Here is a 16,839-nt window from a genome sequence, read left to right as displayed (position 1 = left end):
CGGCCTGAAAATAAGATGATGATGTTTCAGGCGCGCCAGATTGCATCCTCTCCCTTGTTGGGAGAGGGTGAGATCGCACTCAGGTCACCGGAGCCGGATTAAACACCGCCAGCTGATTGCGAATGCCCCAGCGATCAGACCAGGTTTGTTTGCGACCACTGGCAATCTCCAGTATCAACTCAAACAACCGCCAGCCCACCTGCTCGATACTCTCTTCACCCGTCGCAATGGTGCCTGCATTAATATCCATCAAATCGTGCCAGCGTTCAGCCAGGGCATTGCGCGTCGCCATTTTAATCACCGGAATCGCAGCCAAACCGTAGGGTGTGCCGCGCCCAGTAGTAAACACCTGCAAGGTAATACCTGACGCCATCTGCTGGGTGCCGCAGACAAAATCACTGGCCGGTGTCGCCGCGTAGATTAAACCGCGCTTTGTTGGGCGCTGCCCTGGTGACAGCACTTCCACAATCGGGCTGCGGCCTGATTTGGCAATCGATCCCAGCGCTTTCTCCACCACATTCGCCAGACCACCTTTTTTATTGCCTGGCGAAGGGTTGGCGCTGCGGTCGGTTTGTCCCTGGCTGAGGTAATCGTCATACCACGCCATCTCTTCCAGCAGACGTTTACCCACATTTTCATCGACCACGCGCGGCGTCAGCAGATGTATTGCATCGCGTACTTCGGTGACCTCGGAGAACATCACGGTGGCGCCGCAGCGCACCAGCAAATCAGAAGCAAAGCCGACTGCCGGATTGGCCGTCACGCCGGAAAACGCATCGCTGCCGCCGCATTGCGTGCCAATCACCAGTTTTGATGCCGGGCAGGTCTCGCGCTGGCGCAGGTTCAGTTTTTTCAGATGGCGCTCAGCCACCTGGAGAATTTCATCGACCATCGCGCCGAAACCAACATGCCGTTCATCCTGCAAACGCACAATGTCATGATCATCCAGCGAGATGGACTGCACATCCGGCGTGCCGGTCAGCAGACGCTCCGGCTGTAACTTCTCGCAGCCGAGACTGACGATCATCACTTCGCCCCCAAAATTGGGGTTCAGCGCGAGGTTATGGATAGTGCGGATCGGCACCACCGCAGCGGGCGCATTGATCGCCACACCACAGCCATAAAGATGATTCAGTGCCACTACGCCATCAACGTTGGGATAGCGTGGCAGCAGATCGCGCTCGATCATTTGCACCACGTAATCCACGACGCCAGCCACACAGTGCACGCTAGTGGTGATACCGAGCAGATTGCGTGTTCCTACGCTGCCATCGGCGTTGCGATAACCCTCAAAGGTGTATCCTTCGAGCGGTGGCAGAGCGGGGGGCACATTGTTCGCCAGTGGCAAACTGTTGAGCGGAGGCGCTTCGGGTAGCGCCACCAGAGATTCTTCAATCCAGCTCCCTTGCGCAATCGGGCGCAAGGCGGTGCCAATCACTTCGCCGTAGCGCAGGATGACGCCGTTTTGAGGAATGTCCACCAGCGCCACTTTATGTCCTTGCGGCACGTGTTCGGTGAGCTGCAGGCCATCCTCAAAGCGGGTACCCGCAGGCAAACCCTGATTATTCACCACGATCGCCACGTTGTCGGCGTCGTGTACTTTTATATAAAGCGGTTTCTCTGTTAGCGGTCGGTTCATTGCTCACCTTCCAGTTCGTCGCGCTGTACATGGCAGCGCGTTGTAAATGCTTCCGTCACGTCATCATTTTTTGCCAGCCTCAGTATATGCAGGGGTATTGGCCTGCGCATTGTGCAACTGACTGGCTTTTTGGGGTTTTATTACCTGAGTTTGGTTCGTTTATCCAAATACAAGTGAACAGACTCACAAAGCGCACGTTGGCTGGCTGCTTCTTAATCAATCTATGGGTGAAAAATCAGGTTCCGTGAGCTACGCCGCAGGGATATGTGCAATTGCCATAAAATCAGCATAAATCAACGCTCATCATCATGCGTTCTTCCAATGCCTCGTAGTTGTGCTGTTCCTATACTGATTCTCGTTCTTCAACGTTTGGTTATTCGTCACGACGCATCATCGTTTTGCCATAACAACAATCGCCGTGTTTAACCCGACATCATTCTGATACCCAACGCGATGTGTATGCAGTCAGAGTGAATGTAGCGTTCGCTATAATTCAGGAGTGCATCATGAATAGTTTCAGCCAGACAGCGGAAGCGGTGCAAAAACGCACCAACGCCCGTTACTGGATTGTGGTGATGTTATTTATCGTCACGTCATTCAACTACGGTGACCGTGCAACCATTTCGATCGCCGGTTCCGCGATGTCTAAAGATATCGGCCTCGATTCGGTCGGTCTGGGCTATATCTTCTCCGCCTTCTCATGGGCTTACGTTATTGGACAAATACCTGGCGGCTGGCTGCTCGACCGCTTTGGCTCAAAACGCGTTTACTTCTGGAGCATTTTCCTCTGGTCGCTGTTTACCTTGCTGCAAGGCTTTGTTGATCTGTTCAGCGGCTTCGGCATCGTCGTTTCACTGTTCCTGCTGCGCTTTATGGTCGGTCTGGCTGAAGCCCCGTCGTTCCCGGGTAACAGCCGTATTGTTGCGGCCTGGTTCCCGGCACAGGAGCGTGGCACCGCCGTGGCCATTTTCAACTCGGCGCAGTATTTCGCCACGGTGATTTTTGCCCCGATTATGGGCTGGCTGGTGGCCGAAGTGGGCTGGGCGCACGTGTTCTGGTTTATGGGTGGGCTGGGCATCATCCTCAGCTTCGTCTGGCTGAAGTTCATGCACGATCCGAACAATCATCCAGGCGTGAATAAGGCTGAGCTGGAGTACATGGAGCAGGGCGGCGCGCTGATCAATATGGATGCCAAAAAGGCCGACCGCAAAGTGAGCTGGGATGAGAAGTGGTATCAAATCAAACAGCTGCTTTCGACCCGCATGATGTGGGGTATCTATCTCGGACAATATTGCGTTAACGCGCTGACCTACTTCTTTATTACCTGGTTCCCGGTGTATCTGGTGCAGGCGCGCGGCATGTCGATTCTTAAAGCGGGGATGATCGCCTCGATTCCGGCCATCTGTGGCTTCCTCGGTGGTGTGTTAGGTGGCGTGATTTCCGATTACCTGATGCGCAAAACTGGCTCGCTGAACGTTGCACGTAAGACCCCCATCGTGGTTGGCATGCTGCTCTCTATCAGCATGGTGATGTGTAACTACACCGAAACTGAGTGGGTAGTGGTGCTGTTTATGGCGCTGGCGTTCTTCGGCAAAGGTATTGGTGCGCTGGGCTGGGCAGTGATGGCGGATACCGCACCGAAAGAGATCAGTGGATTGAGCGGTGGCTTGTTCAACATGTTCGGCAACTTCTCCGGCATCGTGACGCCGATTGCTATCGGTTACATCATCGCCGCTTCTGGCTCTTTCGAAGGTGCGCTGATTTATGTCGGGATCCACGCCTTCGTCGCTGCGTTTAGCTTCCTGTTCATCACGGGTGATATCAAACGTATTGAACTGAAACACCGAGCATAAGGACGAACTATGAATACGCAAAGTAGCCCGGTGATCACCGATATGCAGGTGATTCCGGTTGCCGGTTACGACAGCATGTTGCTGAACATTGGTGGAGCGCACAGCGCCTGCTTCACCCGCAACATTGTGGTACTGACCGACAGTGATGGTCATACCGGCGTCGGTGAAGCGCCGGATGGCGAAACGATCTACCAAACGCTGGTGGAGGCGATTCCACAGGTCAAAGGCCAGCAGGTGGCGCGCATGAACCGCCTGGTGCAGCAGGTGCACAAAGGCAATCAGTCGGCGGATTTCGATACCTTTGGTAAAGGTGCCTGGACCTTCGAACTGCGCGTCAACGCGGTGGCGGCGCTGGAAGCCGCACTGCTGGATTTACTGGGCCAATGTCTGGGCGTGCCGGTGGCAGAACTGCTCGGGCCGGGGCAGCAGCGCGATGAAGTCACCGTGCTCGGTTACCTGTTCTATCTCGGCGATCGTCGCAAAACTGATTTACCGTATCTGACGGGCGAAGGTGCCAGCCATGACTGGTATCACCTGCGTCATCAGGAAGCACTGACGCCAGATGCGGTGGTGCGCCTGGCGGAAGCGGCCCAGGACAAATACGGTTTCAAAGATTTCAAATTGAAAGGCGGCGTATTGCCGGGCGAGCAGGAGATGGAGTCCGCGGCCGCACTGAAAAAACGCTTCCCGGATGCACGCATCACCGTCGATCCCAATGGTGCCTGGACGCTGGATGAAGCGATTGGCTTGTGCAAAGGCATGGGCGAGGTGCTGACCTACGCCGAAGATCCGTGCGGGGCCGAACAGGGCTATTCCGGCCGCGAAGTGATGGCGGAGTTCCGCCGTGCCACCGGGTTGCCGGTCGCCACCAATATGATTGCCACCAACTGGCGCGAGATGAATCACGCGGTGATGCTCAACTCAGTCGATATCCCGCTGGCCGATCCGCACTTCTGGACATTGAGCGGTGCGGTGCGCGTGGCGCAACTGTGCGACGACTGGGGCTTAACCTGGGGTTGCCACTCTAACAACCACTTCGATATTTCGCTGGCGATGTTTACCCACGTTGGCGCAGCCGCACCGGGCAAACCGACGGCTATCGATACCCACTGGATTTGGCAGGAAGGCGATCAGCGCCTCACCAAAGAGCCGCTGCAAATCCGCAACGGCAAGATTGCCGTACCGGATAAGCCCGGCCTCGGCGTCGAGCTGGATTGGGATCGTCTGCATCAAGCCAATGCCCTGTACAAATCTCTGCCGGCAGGTGCGCGTAACGACGCCACGGCGATGCAGTATCTGGTTCCCGGTTGGTCATTCGACCGCAAGCGCCCGGCCTTCGGTCGCCGTCATGCATAAGGAGCAGGAAATGAGTCAGACACCAAAAATTACATCGCTGCAGGTCATTCCGGTGGCCGGTCACGACAGCATGTTGCTGAATCTGAGCGGCGCCCATTCACCGTTCTTCACCCGTAACATCGTCATCATCAAGGATAACGCGGGCCACACCGGCGTGGGTGAAATTCCCGGCGGTGAGAAAATTCGTCAGACGCTGGAAGATGCGGCGGCGCTGGTGGTGCAGAAGACCGTGGGTGAGTACAAAAACATCCTTAACCTGGTTCGCAGTACTTTTGCCGACCGCGATTCCAGCGGACGCGGCAATCAGACCTTCGACCTGCGTACCACCATCCATGTGGTGACTGGCATTGAAGCGGCGCTGCTGGATCTACTCGGTCAACACCTGGGCGTCAACGTTGCCTCGCTGCTCGGCGATGGCCAACAGCGTGACCGCGTGGAGATGCTGGGTTACCTGTTCTACGTCGGTGACCGCAAGAAAACCTCGCTGCCTTATCAGAGCCAGGAAACAGACAAGTGCGACTGGTATCGCCTGCGTCATGAAGAGGCACTGACGCCGGATACCGTGGTGCGTCTGGCGGAAGCTGCCTATGAAAAATATGGCTTCAACGATTTCAAACTGAAAGGCGGCGTGCTGCGCGGTGGCGAAGAGGCCGAAGCGGTCACGGCACTGGCGAAACGCTTCCCGCAGGCGCGCGTCACTCTCGATCCCAACGGTGCCTGGTCGTTGAACGAGGCGATTCTGCTCGGTAAACAACTCAAAGGCGTGCTGGCCTACGCAGAAGATCCATGCGGGGCCGAGCAGGGCTACTCTGGCCGCGAAGTGATGGCGGAATTCCGTCGCGCAACCGGCTTGCCGACCGCCACCAACATGATCGCCACCGACTGGCGCCAAATGGGCCACACGCTGTCGCTGCAATCGGTGGATATCCCGCTGGCGGATCCACACTTCTGGACCATGCAAGGTTCAGTGCGCGTGGCGCAGATGTGTCATGACTTCGGCCTGACCTGGGGTTCGCACTCTAACAACCACTTCGATATTTCGCTGGCGATGTTCACCCACGTGGCCGCTGCCGCGCCGGGCGCGATTACCGCCATCGATACTCACTGGATCTGGCAGGAGGGCAATCAGCGCCTGACCAAAGAGCCGTTCCAGATCAAGGGCGGCATGGTACAGGTGCCGCAAAAACCGGGTCTGGGTGTCGAGCTGGATATGGATCAGGTGATGCAGGCCAATGCGCTGTATCAGAAACACGGTTTGGGCGCGCGCGACGACGCGCAGGCGATGCAGTTCCTCGTGCCGAACTGGACATTCGATAACAAGCGTCCGTGCCTGGTGCGCTAACGTTTCCGGCGCCCCGTGCGGGCGCCTGTTGTAACAGACAGGAGTAAAGACAATGAGCAATGCCTGGCCGAACCATTTTCGTCGTCGTTTGCAGGCAGGGGAAACCCTGATTGGTAGCTGGTGCGCGCTTGCCAGCCCGATTTCCACCGAAGTTCTGGGTCTGGCGGGTTTTGACTGGCTGGTGCTGGATGGCGAACACGCGCCGAACGACATCACCACCTTTATCCCGCAGCTGATGGCGCTGAAGGGCAGCCACAGTGCGCCGGTGGTGCGTCCGCCGTGCAATGAGCCGATCATCATCAAACGCCTGCTGGATATTGGCTTCTATAACTTCCTGGTGCCGTTTGTGGAGACCGAGGAAGAGGCGATTCGCGCCGTGGCATCAACGCGCTATCCGCCAGCGGGCATTCGCGGCGTGTCGGTTTCGCATCGCAGTAACATGTACGGCACGCTGCCGGATTACAACGCCACCATCAATGACAACATCACGGTGCTGGTGCAGATCGAAACGCAGCAGGCGGTGGATAACATTGATGCGATTGCTGCCGTTGACGGCGTGGATGGCATTTTTGTCGGACCGGGCGATCTCTCGGCGGCGATGGGCTATCTCGGTCAGCCTGCACATCCTGAAGTGCTGAAAGTAATCAAACATATCTTTGAACGTGCCAAAGCGGCGGGCAAGCCGAGCGGGATTCTGGCGCCGGTGGAAGCCGACGCACGCCGTTATCTCGAATGGGGCGCCACATTCGTTGCCGTGGGCAGCGATCTCGGTGTTTTCCGCAACGCCACGCAGGCGCTGTGTGACAAATTCAAGAAATAACTGACGAAGAGGAAAGGCAATGAAAATTGGATTTATCGGCCTCGGTATTATGGGCAAACCGATGAGTAAAAACCTGGTGAAAGCCGGTTATTCACTGGTGGTACGTGACCACAACGTCAGCAATGAAGCCGAGCTGGTGGAGCTGGGCGCTACCGTGGCGAAAACGCCAAAAGAGGTCGCCGAACAGGTTGATGTGGTGATCACCATGGTGCCGAACTCACCGCAGGTGAAAGAGGTTTGCCTCGGCGCCAACGGGATTATCGAAGGTGCGAAGCCAGGACTGATTGTGATCGACATGAGTTCGATTGCGCCGCTGGCCAGTCGTGAAGTGCACGATGCGCTGGCAGAAAAAGGCATCAAGATGCTGGATGCGCCGGTCAGCGGCGGCGAGCCAAAAGCGATTGAGGGCACGCTGTCTGTGATGGTTGGTGGCGATAAAGCGGTATTCGACCAGTGCTATGACATCATGAAAGCCATGGCCGGTTCGGTGGTGCACACCGGCGATATCGGTGCAGGTAACGTCACTAAGTTGGCGAACCAGGTGATTGTGGCGCTGAACATCGCGGCGATGTCCGAAGCGCTGTCGCTGGCAACCAAAGCCGGTGTGAACCCAGAACTGGTCTATCAGGCGATTCGTGGTGGGCTGGCAGGCAGCACGGTACTCGATGCCAAAGCGCCGATGGTGCTGGATCGTAACTTCAAGCCAGGCTTCCGCATCGACTTGCACATCAAGGATTTGGCGAATGCGCTGGACACTTCACACGGCATTGGCGCGCATCTGCCGCTGACGGCTGCGGTGATGGAAATGATGCAAGCGCTGAAAGTCGACGGCAAGGGCACATCTGACCATAGTGCGCTGGCTTGCTATTATGAAAAATTAGCTCAGGTCGAGATCACCCGGTAGTTTGCCTGTCCGGTGTCTGCGGATGCCGGACAGCTTACTGCATTAGCAGGACGGAACTCCGTCATCCATCGCGCTCGGATTGCCTATGAAAATTGTCATCGCACCGGATTCATATAAAGAGAGTTTGTCCGCCCTGGAAGTGGCTGCGGCGATTGAAGCGGGATTTAGCGAAATTTTTCCCGACGCCGAATACGTGAAAATACCGGTCGCCGACGGTGGCGAAGGCACGGTAGAAGCCATGGTGGCGGCGACGCAGGGAAGTATTGTCAGATTGACCGTGACCGGACCGCTCGGCGCGCCGGTTGAGGCTTTTTATGGATTATCGGGTGATGAGCGCAGCGCCTTTATTGAAATGGCGGCAGCCAGCGGCCTGGAATTGGTGCCGGCCGCGCAGCGTGACCCGTTGATCACCAACTCTTATGGCACTGGCGAGCTGATTAAAAACGCGCTCGATCGCGGTGTTGACCACATCATTATTGGCATTGGCGGCAGCGCCACCAACGATGGGGGATCCGGTATGATGCAGGCGCTGGGCGCTCGCTTGCTGGACCAGCAGGGCAATGAGATTGCCTTTGGTGGCGGCGCACTGCCGCAGCTGGCGCGGATTGAAATCGATCAGCTGGATAAACGTATTCAGCAGTGCCGCATCGAAGTGGCCTGCGATGTCACCAATCCCCTGACCGGTGAAGAGGGCGCCTCTGCGATTTTTGGCCCACAAAAAGGGGCCACGCCGGAACTGGTGCAGCAGCTGGATAAAGCGCTGGCGCATTATGCTGAGATTATCCATCGCGATTTAGACATTGATGTGCTGCACATTGCGGGCGGCGGTGCGGCGGGGGGCATGGGCGCGGCACTGCATGCGTTTTGCCAGGCCGAGCTACGTCGCGGTATTGAGATCGTCACGGAAGCCCTTGGGTTAGCGGATCAGGTGCAGGATGCCGATCTGGTGATTACCGGCGAAGGGCGTATTGATAGCCAGACCATTAACGGTAAAGTGCCGATTGGTGTGGCGAAGGTGGCAAAGCAGTTTAACAAGCCGGTGATTGGCATTGCGGGCAGTTTAACCGCAGATGTTGGCGTGGTGCATCAGCACGGGCTGGATGCGGTATTCAGCGTGCTGTTTAGCATTGGCTCACTGGAGGATGCGTTAGCCAATGCGGCGCAGAATGTGCGACTGACCGCGCGCAATGTGGCGGCAACAATCAAGGTGGGGCAGGCCTTATAGATGCGGCTGATCGCGCGCAATGTCGTGGCAGCGAGCAATGTGGGGCAGGCCTTACAGGCGCGCCTCTCTCATCCTAACCCTCTCCCGTTATCGGGCGAGGGGACCGTTGGTGGCGATGATTGAGACGACGAGTCATTCTTTAACCATGCTCGATTAGCGCTCTCTTGTGCTTAAGAGAGAGCATGAAACGTTCCGTTATCCCACGCCCAACACTTTCCTGGCCTCACGCGCCACGTTCGCCATCTCATCACTCAACTCCAGTAATTCCGGCTCCAGCGCTTCGATATCACTCTCCTGATGCAGGCTCTTTTCCAGCTGCTGGCACAGTTGTTTGAGTCGCGGCACGCCGCTGTAGCTGGCACTGCCGTGCAGCTTATGGATAATCTCGCGTAGGCCATTAACATCATTACTGGCCATGGAACCCTCCACGCGCGCTTCCACCTCCGGCAGGAAATCCAGCAGCATCTGCAGCAGATCGCGTGCCAACTCCGGTTTGTTGGCGGCCTGACGCAGTGCCAGCGTCCAGTCGAGCGACGGCGCAACATCCGGCAGTAGTGTGGGTGCCGCCGTGGGGTTCGGGGCATAGCGCTGCAACAGCTGGCTCAGTTTGCCTTCGTCTATCGGCTTCGCCAGATAATCATTCATCCCGGCACCAATCAGCTGCTGGCGCTCGCCATCCAGCGCATGCGCGGTCACCGCGACAATCGGGGTATTGGCATGCAGCGGCAGGCTGCGAATGATTTCACTGGCGCGAATGCCGTCGATATCCGGCATCTGGATATCCATCAAAATCACATCCAGCTTGTGTAAACGCGCCTGGCGGATGGCCTGTTCCGCGTTGTCGCACAGAATGATGTGTTGAACCTGCTCCTCCAGCAGCGCACCGATTAACTTCAGATTGGCAGGATTGTCATCCACCGCCATCACCGTCAGTGGCTGGCGGGTACTGTGCGGTAAGGCATCGTTATGCAAACTGTGCAAATCCAGCAGCATCGGCAACAAGCGCGTCAGTGAGACGGGTTTGGCGATACAGCCGGCGATGCCTCGTGCGCGCAAATCGTCGGCGAACAGCATCATCTCGCTGGGCAGCGCCAGCAGTACCGAATCGGCATGGGCGCGCAGCCGTTGAATTAAAGCATCCGGCAGCGTGGCGGGGTGAGGATCGTTCACCGGCAATCCCATCAACAACAGCGGGAAGCGGGTATCCGGCAGCGCTTCCAGTGAAGTGAAATGCTGAACCTGCAGCGGCGTGATGCTGAGCATCTCCTGCACTGCTTTCGCCACCGCCGCATGGGGTTCGATATAGGCTAACGGGATGGCGCGCAGATCTTCCAGCATACGCGGAATGGGCGGTGCGTTGGGATTGAGATCGAGATGAACATGCACCCAGAAAGTGGATCCCTGATTCTGACGGCTGTGGAACGCGATCTCTCCGCCCATCTCCGACACCAGTTTTTGCGTGATCACCAGACCCAAACCAGTGCCGCCGTGGCGGCGGGAAATACTCGCATCGGCCTGACGAAACGCCTGGAACAGCTGTGACTGTTGCTGCTCAGAAATGCCAATGCCGGTGTCGTGTACCTGAATTTCCAGTTCAACGCGCGTGGTGCTCAGGCTACGCAGCTCAACACGCAAATCGATGTGCCCCTGCTCAGTAAACTTAATGGCATTACCAATCAGGTTAATCATGATCTGCTGTAAACGTAGCGGGTCGCCAATCACATTATCCGGTACCTGTTTTTCCAGACAAACGGTGATCTCGAGTCCTTTTTCATGTGCTGAAGGTGCCAGCAGCACCAGCGTTTCATCCAGCGTGGCGCGCAGCGGGAAGGGGATAGATTCCAGCACCAGTTTACCGGCTTCGAGCTTTGAGAAATCCAGCACATCGTTGATGATGCTCAGCAGGTTATTGGCCGAGCGTTCAATGGTGCTCATATAATCGCGCTGGTTGGTGCTCAGTCCGGTTTTCAGCATCTGACGGGTAAAGCCAATCACTCCGTTGAGCGGTGTTCGTAACTCATGCGACATATTGGCGAGGAATTCTGATTTAATACGCGCCGCTTCCTGCGCGCGCTTTTTCGCCAAATCCAGCTCGACGTTTTGAATCTCCAGCTGCTCCAGGGTTTCACGCAGATCGTAGGTGGCCTGATCGATATTCTGCTGCATCTCTTCGTGATAAGCGGTGAGCGACATCGCCATGGCATTGATGCCGTTTTTCAGGATGCTCAGTTCGCCCAGCATGTAGCCATCAACGCGGCTGTCGAGTTGGCCGCGACGAATGCGGTCCACGGTGGAAACCATGTTACGAATCGGCCCGGTGACGTCGCGCATCAGACGATAGGCAAACAGCATGGCGATGCACAAACAAAACAGTAAAAGCAAAGTGGCCACAAACACCTCTTTGTACTGCTCCAGCCGCACCGATTGCAGATCGAGTTCAATAGCCACATACCCCAACGGATTACCCGCCGGTTTGGCATCTTCTCCGGGCAGTTCGTCTACGGAATAGCGTTCGGAGATAATCGGGGTTCGCAGCACCATCAAATTGCCGTGGCGCTCGACGGAGACACCATCTTCCAGCGTCGAGATGTCTTCTTTCTGCAATAACGCCAGATTTTGGTTGTTGTTCGAAGTGACGTAGATGTGATTGTTGTTGTCGAAAACGGTAATGGCACGGACAATATCGGAATGACGACGATGCAGCAGGCTGACCAGCTCGCGAATCGCATCACGATTGTGCCAGGTCATGCCGTATTCGCTGGAGACTGCCAGCGGTTCGATAATGTTCGATCCGGCATCGCGCACCTGATGTTGTAATTCGTTATAACGGTGCACCACGAAGAAGGTACTGAGCAGCAGACCAATCATTAACGTTGGCGCCAGTATCAAAATCATCATTCGCGCCCGCAGGCTATATTTGGTCATAATTGTGGCCTGGCAACTCCTGGCATTGATATCCCTGTGCACAATCCGCTTGCGATGGCACACCCCATTAATTTAGAGAATTCACAACACTATGGCGCAATTTTACTCCGCAAAACAGCGTGTGGCGACAAAGCAGCGTATTACCGTCACTATCGAAGACCTTGACCCCTTTGGACAAGGTGTTGCGCGCCATAATGGCAAAGCGATGTTTGTCAGCGGCGCACTGCCGGGTGAACAGGCCGAAGTTATGGTCGTGGAAGATAAACGTCAGTTCTCGCGGGCCAAGGCCAAAAAGATTATGCAGCCAAGCGCACAGCGGGAAACACCGCGCTGCGTGCACTTTGGCGTGTGTGGTGGCTGCCAGCAACAGCATGCCGCGATCGCGTTACAGGAGGACAGTAAAGCACGTGCGCTGAGCCGAATGTTGAGCCGGGATGCGCCTTTGCCGGTGCAGGTGAATGAGATCATCAGCGGCAACACCTGGGGCTATCGCCGTCGCGCCCGTCTGGGACTGCAATGGCAGCCTAAACAGCAGCGTTTACAAATGGGGTTCCGCCAGGCGGCCAGCAACGATTTGGTTGAGTTAACTCAATGCCCCATTTTGGTGCCCGAGCTTGAAGCGTTACTGCAGCCGTTGCACCAGTGTCTTAGCAGCTTACAGGCCGCACGGCGACTGGGGCATGTCGAGTTAGTGCTGGCAGATAATGGCCCGGTGATGGTGCTGCGTCATCTTGATGCATTGTCCGCAGGCGATCGTGTAAAACTGGAACGCTTTTCGCATGAGCATCAGCTGATGTTGTATCTGGCGGACGGCAGCGAGCATTTGCAGCCGCTGGGGGATTACGCACCTTTCTACCAATCGTTTGATTTGAAACTGACTTTCAGCCCACAGGATTTCATCCAGGTGAATGATGGCGTGAATCAGCAGATGGTGACAAAAGCCATTGAATGGCTCGATTTACAGCCCGAAGATCGGGTGCTGGATCTGTTTTGCGGTATGGGTAATTTCACTTTGCCTGTAGGAAAGTTCGTACAAAATGCTGTGGGTGTGGAGGGTGTTGCAGCATTAGTCCACCAGGCAGCGTATAATGCTGAGCTGAATAATCTTAAAAATGTCCGCTTTTTCCAGCACAACCTGGAGGAAGACGTTGCCCACCAGCCTTGGGCAGCGCAGGGATTTAACAAGGTGTTACTGGATCCAGCACGTGCTGGGGCCGCGGGTGTGATGTCGCATATCGTTAAACTTGCGCCGCAACGCGTGGTCTATGTTTCCTGTAACCCAACAACACTTGCGCGCGACAGTCAGGCATTACTGTCGGCGGGCTACCATTTGGAAAGGGTCGCGATGCTGGATATGTTCCCACATACCAGTCATCTCGAGTCCATGGTGCTGTTTAGCAAAGCATAAGCGGCGTTTTCGTCGTTATGGCAGGAGAGGATATGGTTGCGGTTAGAAGTGCGCATTTGAATACGGAAGGGGAATTTGCCCTTGACCAGTGGATCGCCAGTTTAAATATCAATAATCCGCAATCCTGTCAGCGATTGGCGGATACCTGGCGCTACTGTGAAACCGAAACGCACAACCATCCAGATCAGGCTCTGCTGCTGTGGCGCGGTATTGAGATGGTGGAAATACTCACCATGCTCAGTATGGACAATGATAGCCTGCGCGCGGCCTTACTGTTCCCGCTGGCCAACGCGGATGTGGTCAGTGAAGAAGAGCTGGAAAAGTCGTTCGGCAAAGGCATTGTCTCGCTGGTACACGGTGTGCGCGATATGGACGCGATCCGCCAGCTGAAAGCCATCCACAATGATTCTATGGCCTCCGAGCAGGTGGATAACGTGCGCCGCATGCTGCTGGCGATGGTGGAAGATTTCCGCTGCGTGGTTATCAAGCTGGCAGAGCGTATTGCCCACCTGCGTGAAATGAAGGATGCACCAGAAGACGAACGTGTTCTCGCCGCCAAAGAGAGCACCAATATCTATGCGCCGTTAGCCAATCGTCTGGGTATCGGTCAGCTCAAATGGGAGCTAGAAGATTACTGCTTCCGCTATCTGCACCCCGATGAGTACAAACGCATCGCCAAACTGCTGCATGAACGCCGTATTGACCGCGAAGGTTACATTGATAATTTCGTGAGTAACTTACGTGCAGAGATGCAGAAGGAGGGCGTGCGTGCTGAAGTGTATGGCCGCCCGAAACATATCTACAGCATCTGGCGCAAGATGCAGAAAAAGTCGCTGGCGTTTGATGAGCTGTTCGATGTGCGCGCGGTGCGCATCGTGGCAGAACGTTTGCAGGATTGCTACGGCGCGTTAGGCACCGTGCACACACTGTATCGCCATCTTCCCAGCGAGTTCGACGACTACGTTGCCAATCCAAAACCCAACGGTTATCAATCCATTCACACGGTGGTGCTCGGTCCGCAGGGCAAGACGGTAGAGATCCAGATTCGTACTCGCCAGATGCATGAAGATGCGGAGTTGGGCGTGGCCGCGCACTGGAAGTACAAAGAAGGCCCGACTTCCAGTAACGCGCGCGGTGCGGCAGGGCACGAAGAACGCATTGCGTGGCTGCGTAAGCTGATTACCTGGCAGGAAGAGATGGCGGATTCCGGCGAGATGCTGGAAGAGGTGCGCAGTCAGGTATTTGACGATCGGGTGTACGTGTTTACCCCGAAAGGCGACGTGGTCGATCTGCCATCTGGCTCAACACCGCTGGACTTCGCTTATCACATTCACAGTGATATCGGCCATCGCTGCATTGGTGCCAAAATCAGCGGTCGCATTGTGCCGTTCACCTATCAATTGCAGATGGGCGATCAGATTGAGGTGATTACCCAGAAGCAGCCGAACCCGAGCCGCGACTGGCTGAACCCGAACCTCGGCTATATCACCACCAGCCGTGGCCGTTCAAAAATTCACGCCTGGTTCCGCAAACAAGATCGCGACAAGAACATTCTGGCTGGCCGCCAGATTCTTGAAAGCGAGTTGAGCCAGCTGGATATCAGTTTCCGCGATGCAGAAAAAATTCTGCTGCCGCGTTATAACGTCAGCTCGCAGGATGAGCTGTTGGCGATGATTGGCGGCGGCGATATTCGCCTCAATCAGATGGTCAACTTCCTGCAGGCTAAGCTCAATAAGCCGAGTGCGGAAGAGGAAGATCGTGAAGCGCTGCGCCAGCTGACGCAAAAATCACATCAGCCTTCATCTGCGCGCAGAGAAAGTGGACGCGTGGTGGTGGAAGGCGTGGGCAATCTGCTGCACCACATTGCGCGCTGCTGCCAGCCGATCCCGGGTGACGATATCGTGGGCTTTATCACCCAGGGGCGCGGTATTTCCATTCACCGAGCCGACTGTGACCAGTTAAGCGAACTGATCTCCCATGCGCCGGAACGTATTGTCGATGCGGTGTGGGGCGAAGATTATTCGAGCGGCTATTCGCTGGTGGTACGCGTCACCGCCAACGATCGCAGCGGGTTACTGCGCGATATCACTACCATTCTGGCGAATGAGAAGGTTAACGTGCTGGGCGTTTCCAGCCGCAGCGACACCAAAAAGCAGCTGGCAACCATTGATATGGATATCGAAATCTACAACCAGCAGGTGCTGGGTCGCGTGCTGGCGCGTCTTAATCAGGTGCCGGATATCATCGACGCACGCCGTCTGAACTGATGTGGCCTGGCCGCCATGAAAGGGCAGCCTGGCATTTACTGTACGCCCGAAATGGCACGTCCAGGTTGTTCTGCGCGTCGACCAGATTTCGGTGCGCCTCAGGGTCGCCATTTTGGCGACCTTTTCCATTTTAACCCCTAAGGATTTCCCCATGACAGCCCTGAATCGTCTGCTCACCATCATGCAAACCTTGCGCGACCCGGAACGTGGCTGCCCGTGGGATCGTCAGCAGACCTTCGCCTCCATCGCCCCTTACACGCTGGAAGAGACCTACGAAGTGATCGATGCGATTCAGCGCGAAGACTTTGACGATTTGCGTGGTGAACTCGGCGATCTGCTGTTTCAGGTGGTGTTTTACGCGCAAATGGCGGATGAACAGCAGCGTTTCAACTTCGATGACATCTGCAATGCGATTAGCGACAAGCTGGAGCGCCGTCATCCGCATATCTTCGGAGATGTGCAGGCTGAGACCACGCAGGAAGTACTGAAAAACTGGGAAGCGATCAAACACAGCGAGCGCGCAGAGAAGTCACAGCATTCGGTGCTGGATGACATTCCTAAAGCCTTGCCTGCACTGATGCGTGCTTACAAAATCCAGAAGCGCTGTAGCACGGTGGGATTCGACTGGAACAACCTGGGGCCAGTGCTGGATAAAGTGCATGAAGAGATCGATGAAGTGATGCACGAAGCGCAGCAGGCGGTGGTCGACAATGACAAGCTGGAAGAGGAGATTGGCGATTTGCTGTTTGCCACCGTCAACCTTTCGCGCCATCTGGGCAGCAAAGCCGAAATCGCCTTACAAAAAGCCAATGATAAATTTGAGCGTCGCTTCCGTCAGGTTGAATCCATCATCAGCGGGCAGGGACTGGCGATGCAGGATGCGACCCTGGATCAAATGGAAGCCGCCTGGCAGCAGGTGAAATGCAGTGAGAACAAAGACTAAGCGGTTATTCTTCAAATTGTAGATTATTCCTGCATTGCGCATAAATTGTCCGCTTGAGCTTACTCGATTCAGCCAAGCGGCAACTTTGTGACGCACGTCAACATTTCACCCTCGTCTATTCGCTATGTTATCGGCTGCAATGCGGGGGGGTGATGTG

The 16,839-nt window shown here is 55.9% G+C and carries 11 protein-coding genes; 9 read left to right on the top strand and 2 right to left on the bottom strand.

Annotated elements, in window-relative coordinates; all coding sequences use genetic code 11:
- Window positions 1-79 precede the first annotated feature (79 nt).
- Entirely contained in the window at window positions 80-1,639 is a 1,560-nt protein-coding gene (gene garD / locus H7A81_RS00350; RefSeq protein WP_182056358.1) for a galactarate dehydratase, read from the bottom strand.
- A gap of 506 nt (window positions 1,640-2,145) precedes the next feature.
- Here garD and H7A81_RS00345 point away from each other — a divergent pair.
- The 6 genes from H7A81_RS00345 (at window position 2,146) to H7A81_RS00320 (ending at window position 9,139) form a co-directional block, all read left to right on the top strand.
- On the top strand, window positions 2,146-3,492 hold the full coding sequence (locus H7A81_RS00345; RefSeq protein ID WP_058961512.1) for an MFS transporter: 1,347 nt from the start codon (window positions 2,146-2,148) through the stop codon (window positions 3,490-3,492).
- Between the two features lie 9 nt (window positions 3,493-3,501).
- On the top strand, window positions 3,502-4,848 hold the full coding sequence (locus H7A81_RS00340; protein WP_182056357.1) for an enolase C-terminal domain-like protein: 1,347 nt from the start codon (window positions 3,502-3,504) through the stop codon (window positions 4,846-4,848).
- A gap of 10 nt (window positions 4,849-4,858) precedes the next feature.
- A complete protein-coding gene (gene gudD / locus H7A81_RS00335) occupies window positions 4,859-6,190 on the top strand; it encodes a glucarate dehydratase (protein ID WP_034823062.1) in 1,332 nt (443 codons plus the stop codon).
- A gap of 52 nt (window positions 6,191-6,242) precedes the next feature.
- Complete coding sequence (gene garL, locus H7A81_RS00330; RefSeq protein WP_097117971.1) at window positions 6,243-7,010, top strand: 2-dehydro-3-deoxyglucarate aldolase; 768 nt, start codon at window positions 6,243-6,245, stop codon at window positions 7,008-7,010.
- A 19-nt stretch (window positions 7,011-7,029) separates the two neighbouring features.
- The gene (gene garR / locus H7A81_RS00325; RefSeq protein ID WP_034823058.1) at window positions 7,030-7,914 is read left to right on the top strand and encodes a 2-hydroxy-3-oxopropionate reductase; all 885 of its coding nucleotides are present in this window, start codon (window positions 7,030-7,032) and stop codon (window positions 7,912-7,914) included.
- 85 nt (window positions 7,915-7,999) lie between these two features.
- Complete coding sequence (locus H7A81_RS00320; protein WP_034823056.1) at window positions 8,000-9,139, top strand: glycerate kinase; 1,140 nt, start codon at window positions 8,000-8,002, stop codon at window positions 9,137-9,139.
- 195 nt (window positions 9,140-9,334) lie between these two features.
- Here the strand turns inward: H7A81_RS00320 and barA are convergent, their stop codons facing one another.
- A complete protein-coding gene (barA, locus tag H7A81_RS00315) occupies window positions 9,335-12,064 on the bottom strand; it encodes a two-component sensor histidine kinase BarA (protein WP_182056355.1) in 2,730 nt (909 codons plus the stop codon).
- Window positions 12,065-12,155: 91 nt separating this feature from the next.
- On the opposite strand from barA, the gene rlmD reads away from it, so the two are divergent.
- The 3 genes from rlmD to mazG all read left to right on the top strand — a co-directional run bounded on the left by rlmD (window position 12,156) and on the right by mazG (window position 16,682).
- On the top strand, window positions 12,156-13,472 hold the full coding sequence (gene rlmD, locus H7A81_RS00310; RefSeq protein WP_182056353.1) for a 23S rRNA (uracil(1939)-C(5))-methyltransferase RlmD: 1,317 nt from the start codon (window positions 12,156-12,158) through the stop codon (window positions 13,470-13,472).
- 32 nt (window positions 13,473-13,504) lie between these two features.
- On the top strand, window positions 13,505-15,739 hold the full coding sequence (gene relA / locus H7A81_RS00305; RefSeq protein ID WP_034823050.1) for a GTP diphosphokinase: 2,235 nt from the start codon (window positions 13,505-13,507) through the stop codon (window positions 15,737-15,739).
- A gap of 151 nt (window positions 15,740-15,890) precedes the next feature.
- Complete coding sequence (mazG, locus tag H7A81_RS00300) at window positions 15,891-16,682, top strand: nucleoside triphosphate pyrophosphohydrolase (RefSeq protein WP_182056351.1); 792 nt, start codon at window positions 15,891-15,893, stop codon at window positions 16,680-16,682.
- Window positions 16,683-16,839: the final 157 nt, after the last annotated feature.

The organism is Pantoea sp. ME81 (genome assembly GCF_903970985.1).
Taxonomy (GTDB): Bacteria; Pseudomonadota; Gammaproteobacteria; order Enterobacterales; family Enterobacteriaceae; genus Pantoea; species Pantoea communis.
The sequence above is the reverse complement of the archived record's forward strand: the minus strand, read 5'-3'. Positions and strand labels throughout refer to the sequence as shown.

What these genes read in the sequence shown, in the direction of transcription:
- garD (WP_182056358.1), bottom strand. Translation starts at nt 1,639, where the DNA reads ATGAACCGACCGCTAACAGAGAAACCGCTTTATATAAAAGTACACGAC.
- H7A81_RS00345 (WP_058961512.1), top strand. Translation starts at nt 2,146, where the DNA reads ATGAATAGTTTCAGCCAGACAGCGGAAGCGGTGCAAAAACGCACCAAC.
- H7A81_RS00340 (WP_182056357.1), top strand. Translation starts at nt 3,502, where the DNA reads ATGAATACGCAAAGTAGCCCGGTGATCACCGATATGCAGGTGATTCCG.
- gudD (WP_034823062.1), top strand. Translation starts at nt 4,859, where the DNA reads ATGAGTCAGACACCAAAAATTACATCGCTGCAGGTCATTCCGGTGGCC.
- garL (WP_097117971.1), top strand. Translation starts at nt 6,243, where the DNA reads ATGAGCAATGCCTGGCCGAACCATTTTCGTCGTCGTTTGCAGGCAGGG.
- garR (WP_034823058.1), top strand. Translation starts at nt 7,030, where the DNA reads ATGAAAATTGGATTTATCGGCCTCGGTATTATGGGCAAACCGATGAGT.
- H7A81_RS00320 (WP_034823056.1), top strand. Translation starts at nt 8,000, where the DNA reads ATGAAAATTGTCATCGCACCGGATTCATATAAAGAGAGTTTGTCCGCC.
- barA (WP_182056355.1), bottom strand. Translation starts at nt 12,064, where the DNA reads ATGACCAAATATAGCCTGCGGGCGCGAATGATGATTTTGATACTGGCG.
- rlmD (WP_182056353.1), top strand. Translation starts at nt 12,156, where the DNA reads ATGGCGCAATTTTACTCCGCAAAACAGCGTGTGGCGACAAAGCAGCGT.
- relA (WP_034823050.1), top strand. Translation starts at nt 13,505, where the DNA reads ATGGTTGCGGTTAGAAGTGCGCATTTGAATACGGAAGGGGAATTTGCC.
- mazG (WP_182056351.1), top strand. Translation starts at nt 15,891, where the DNA reads ATGACAGCCCTGAATCGTCTGCTCACCATCATGCAAACCTTGCGCGAC.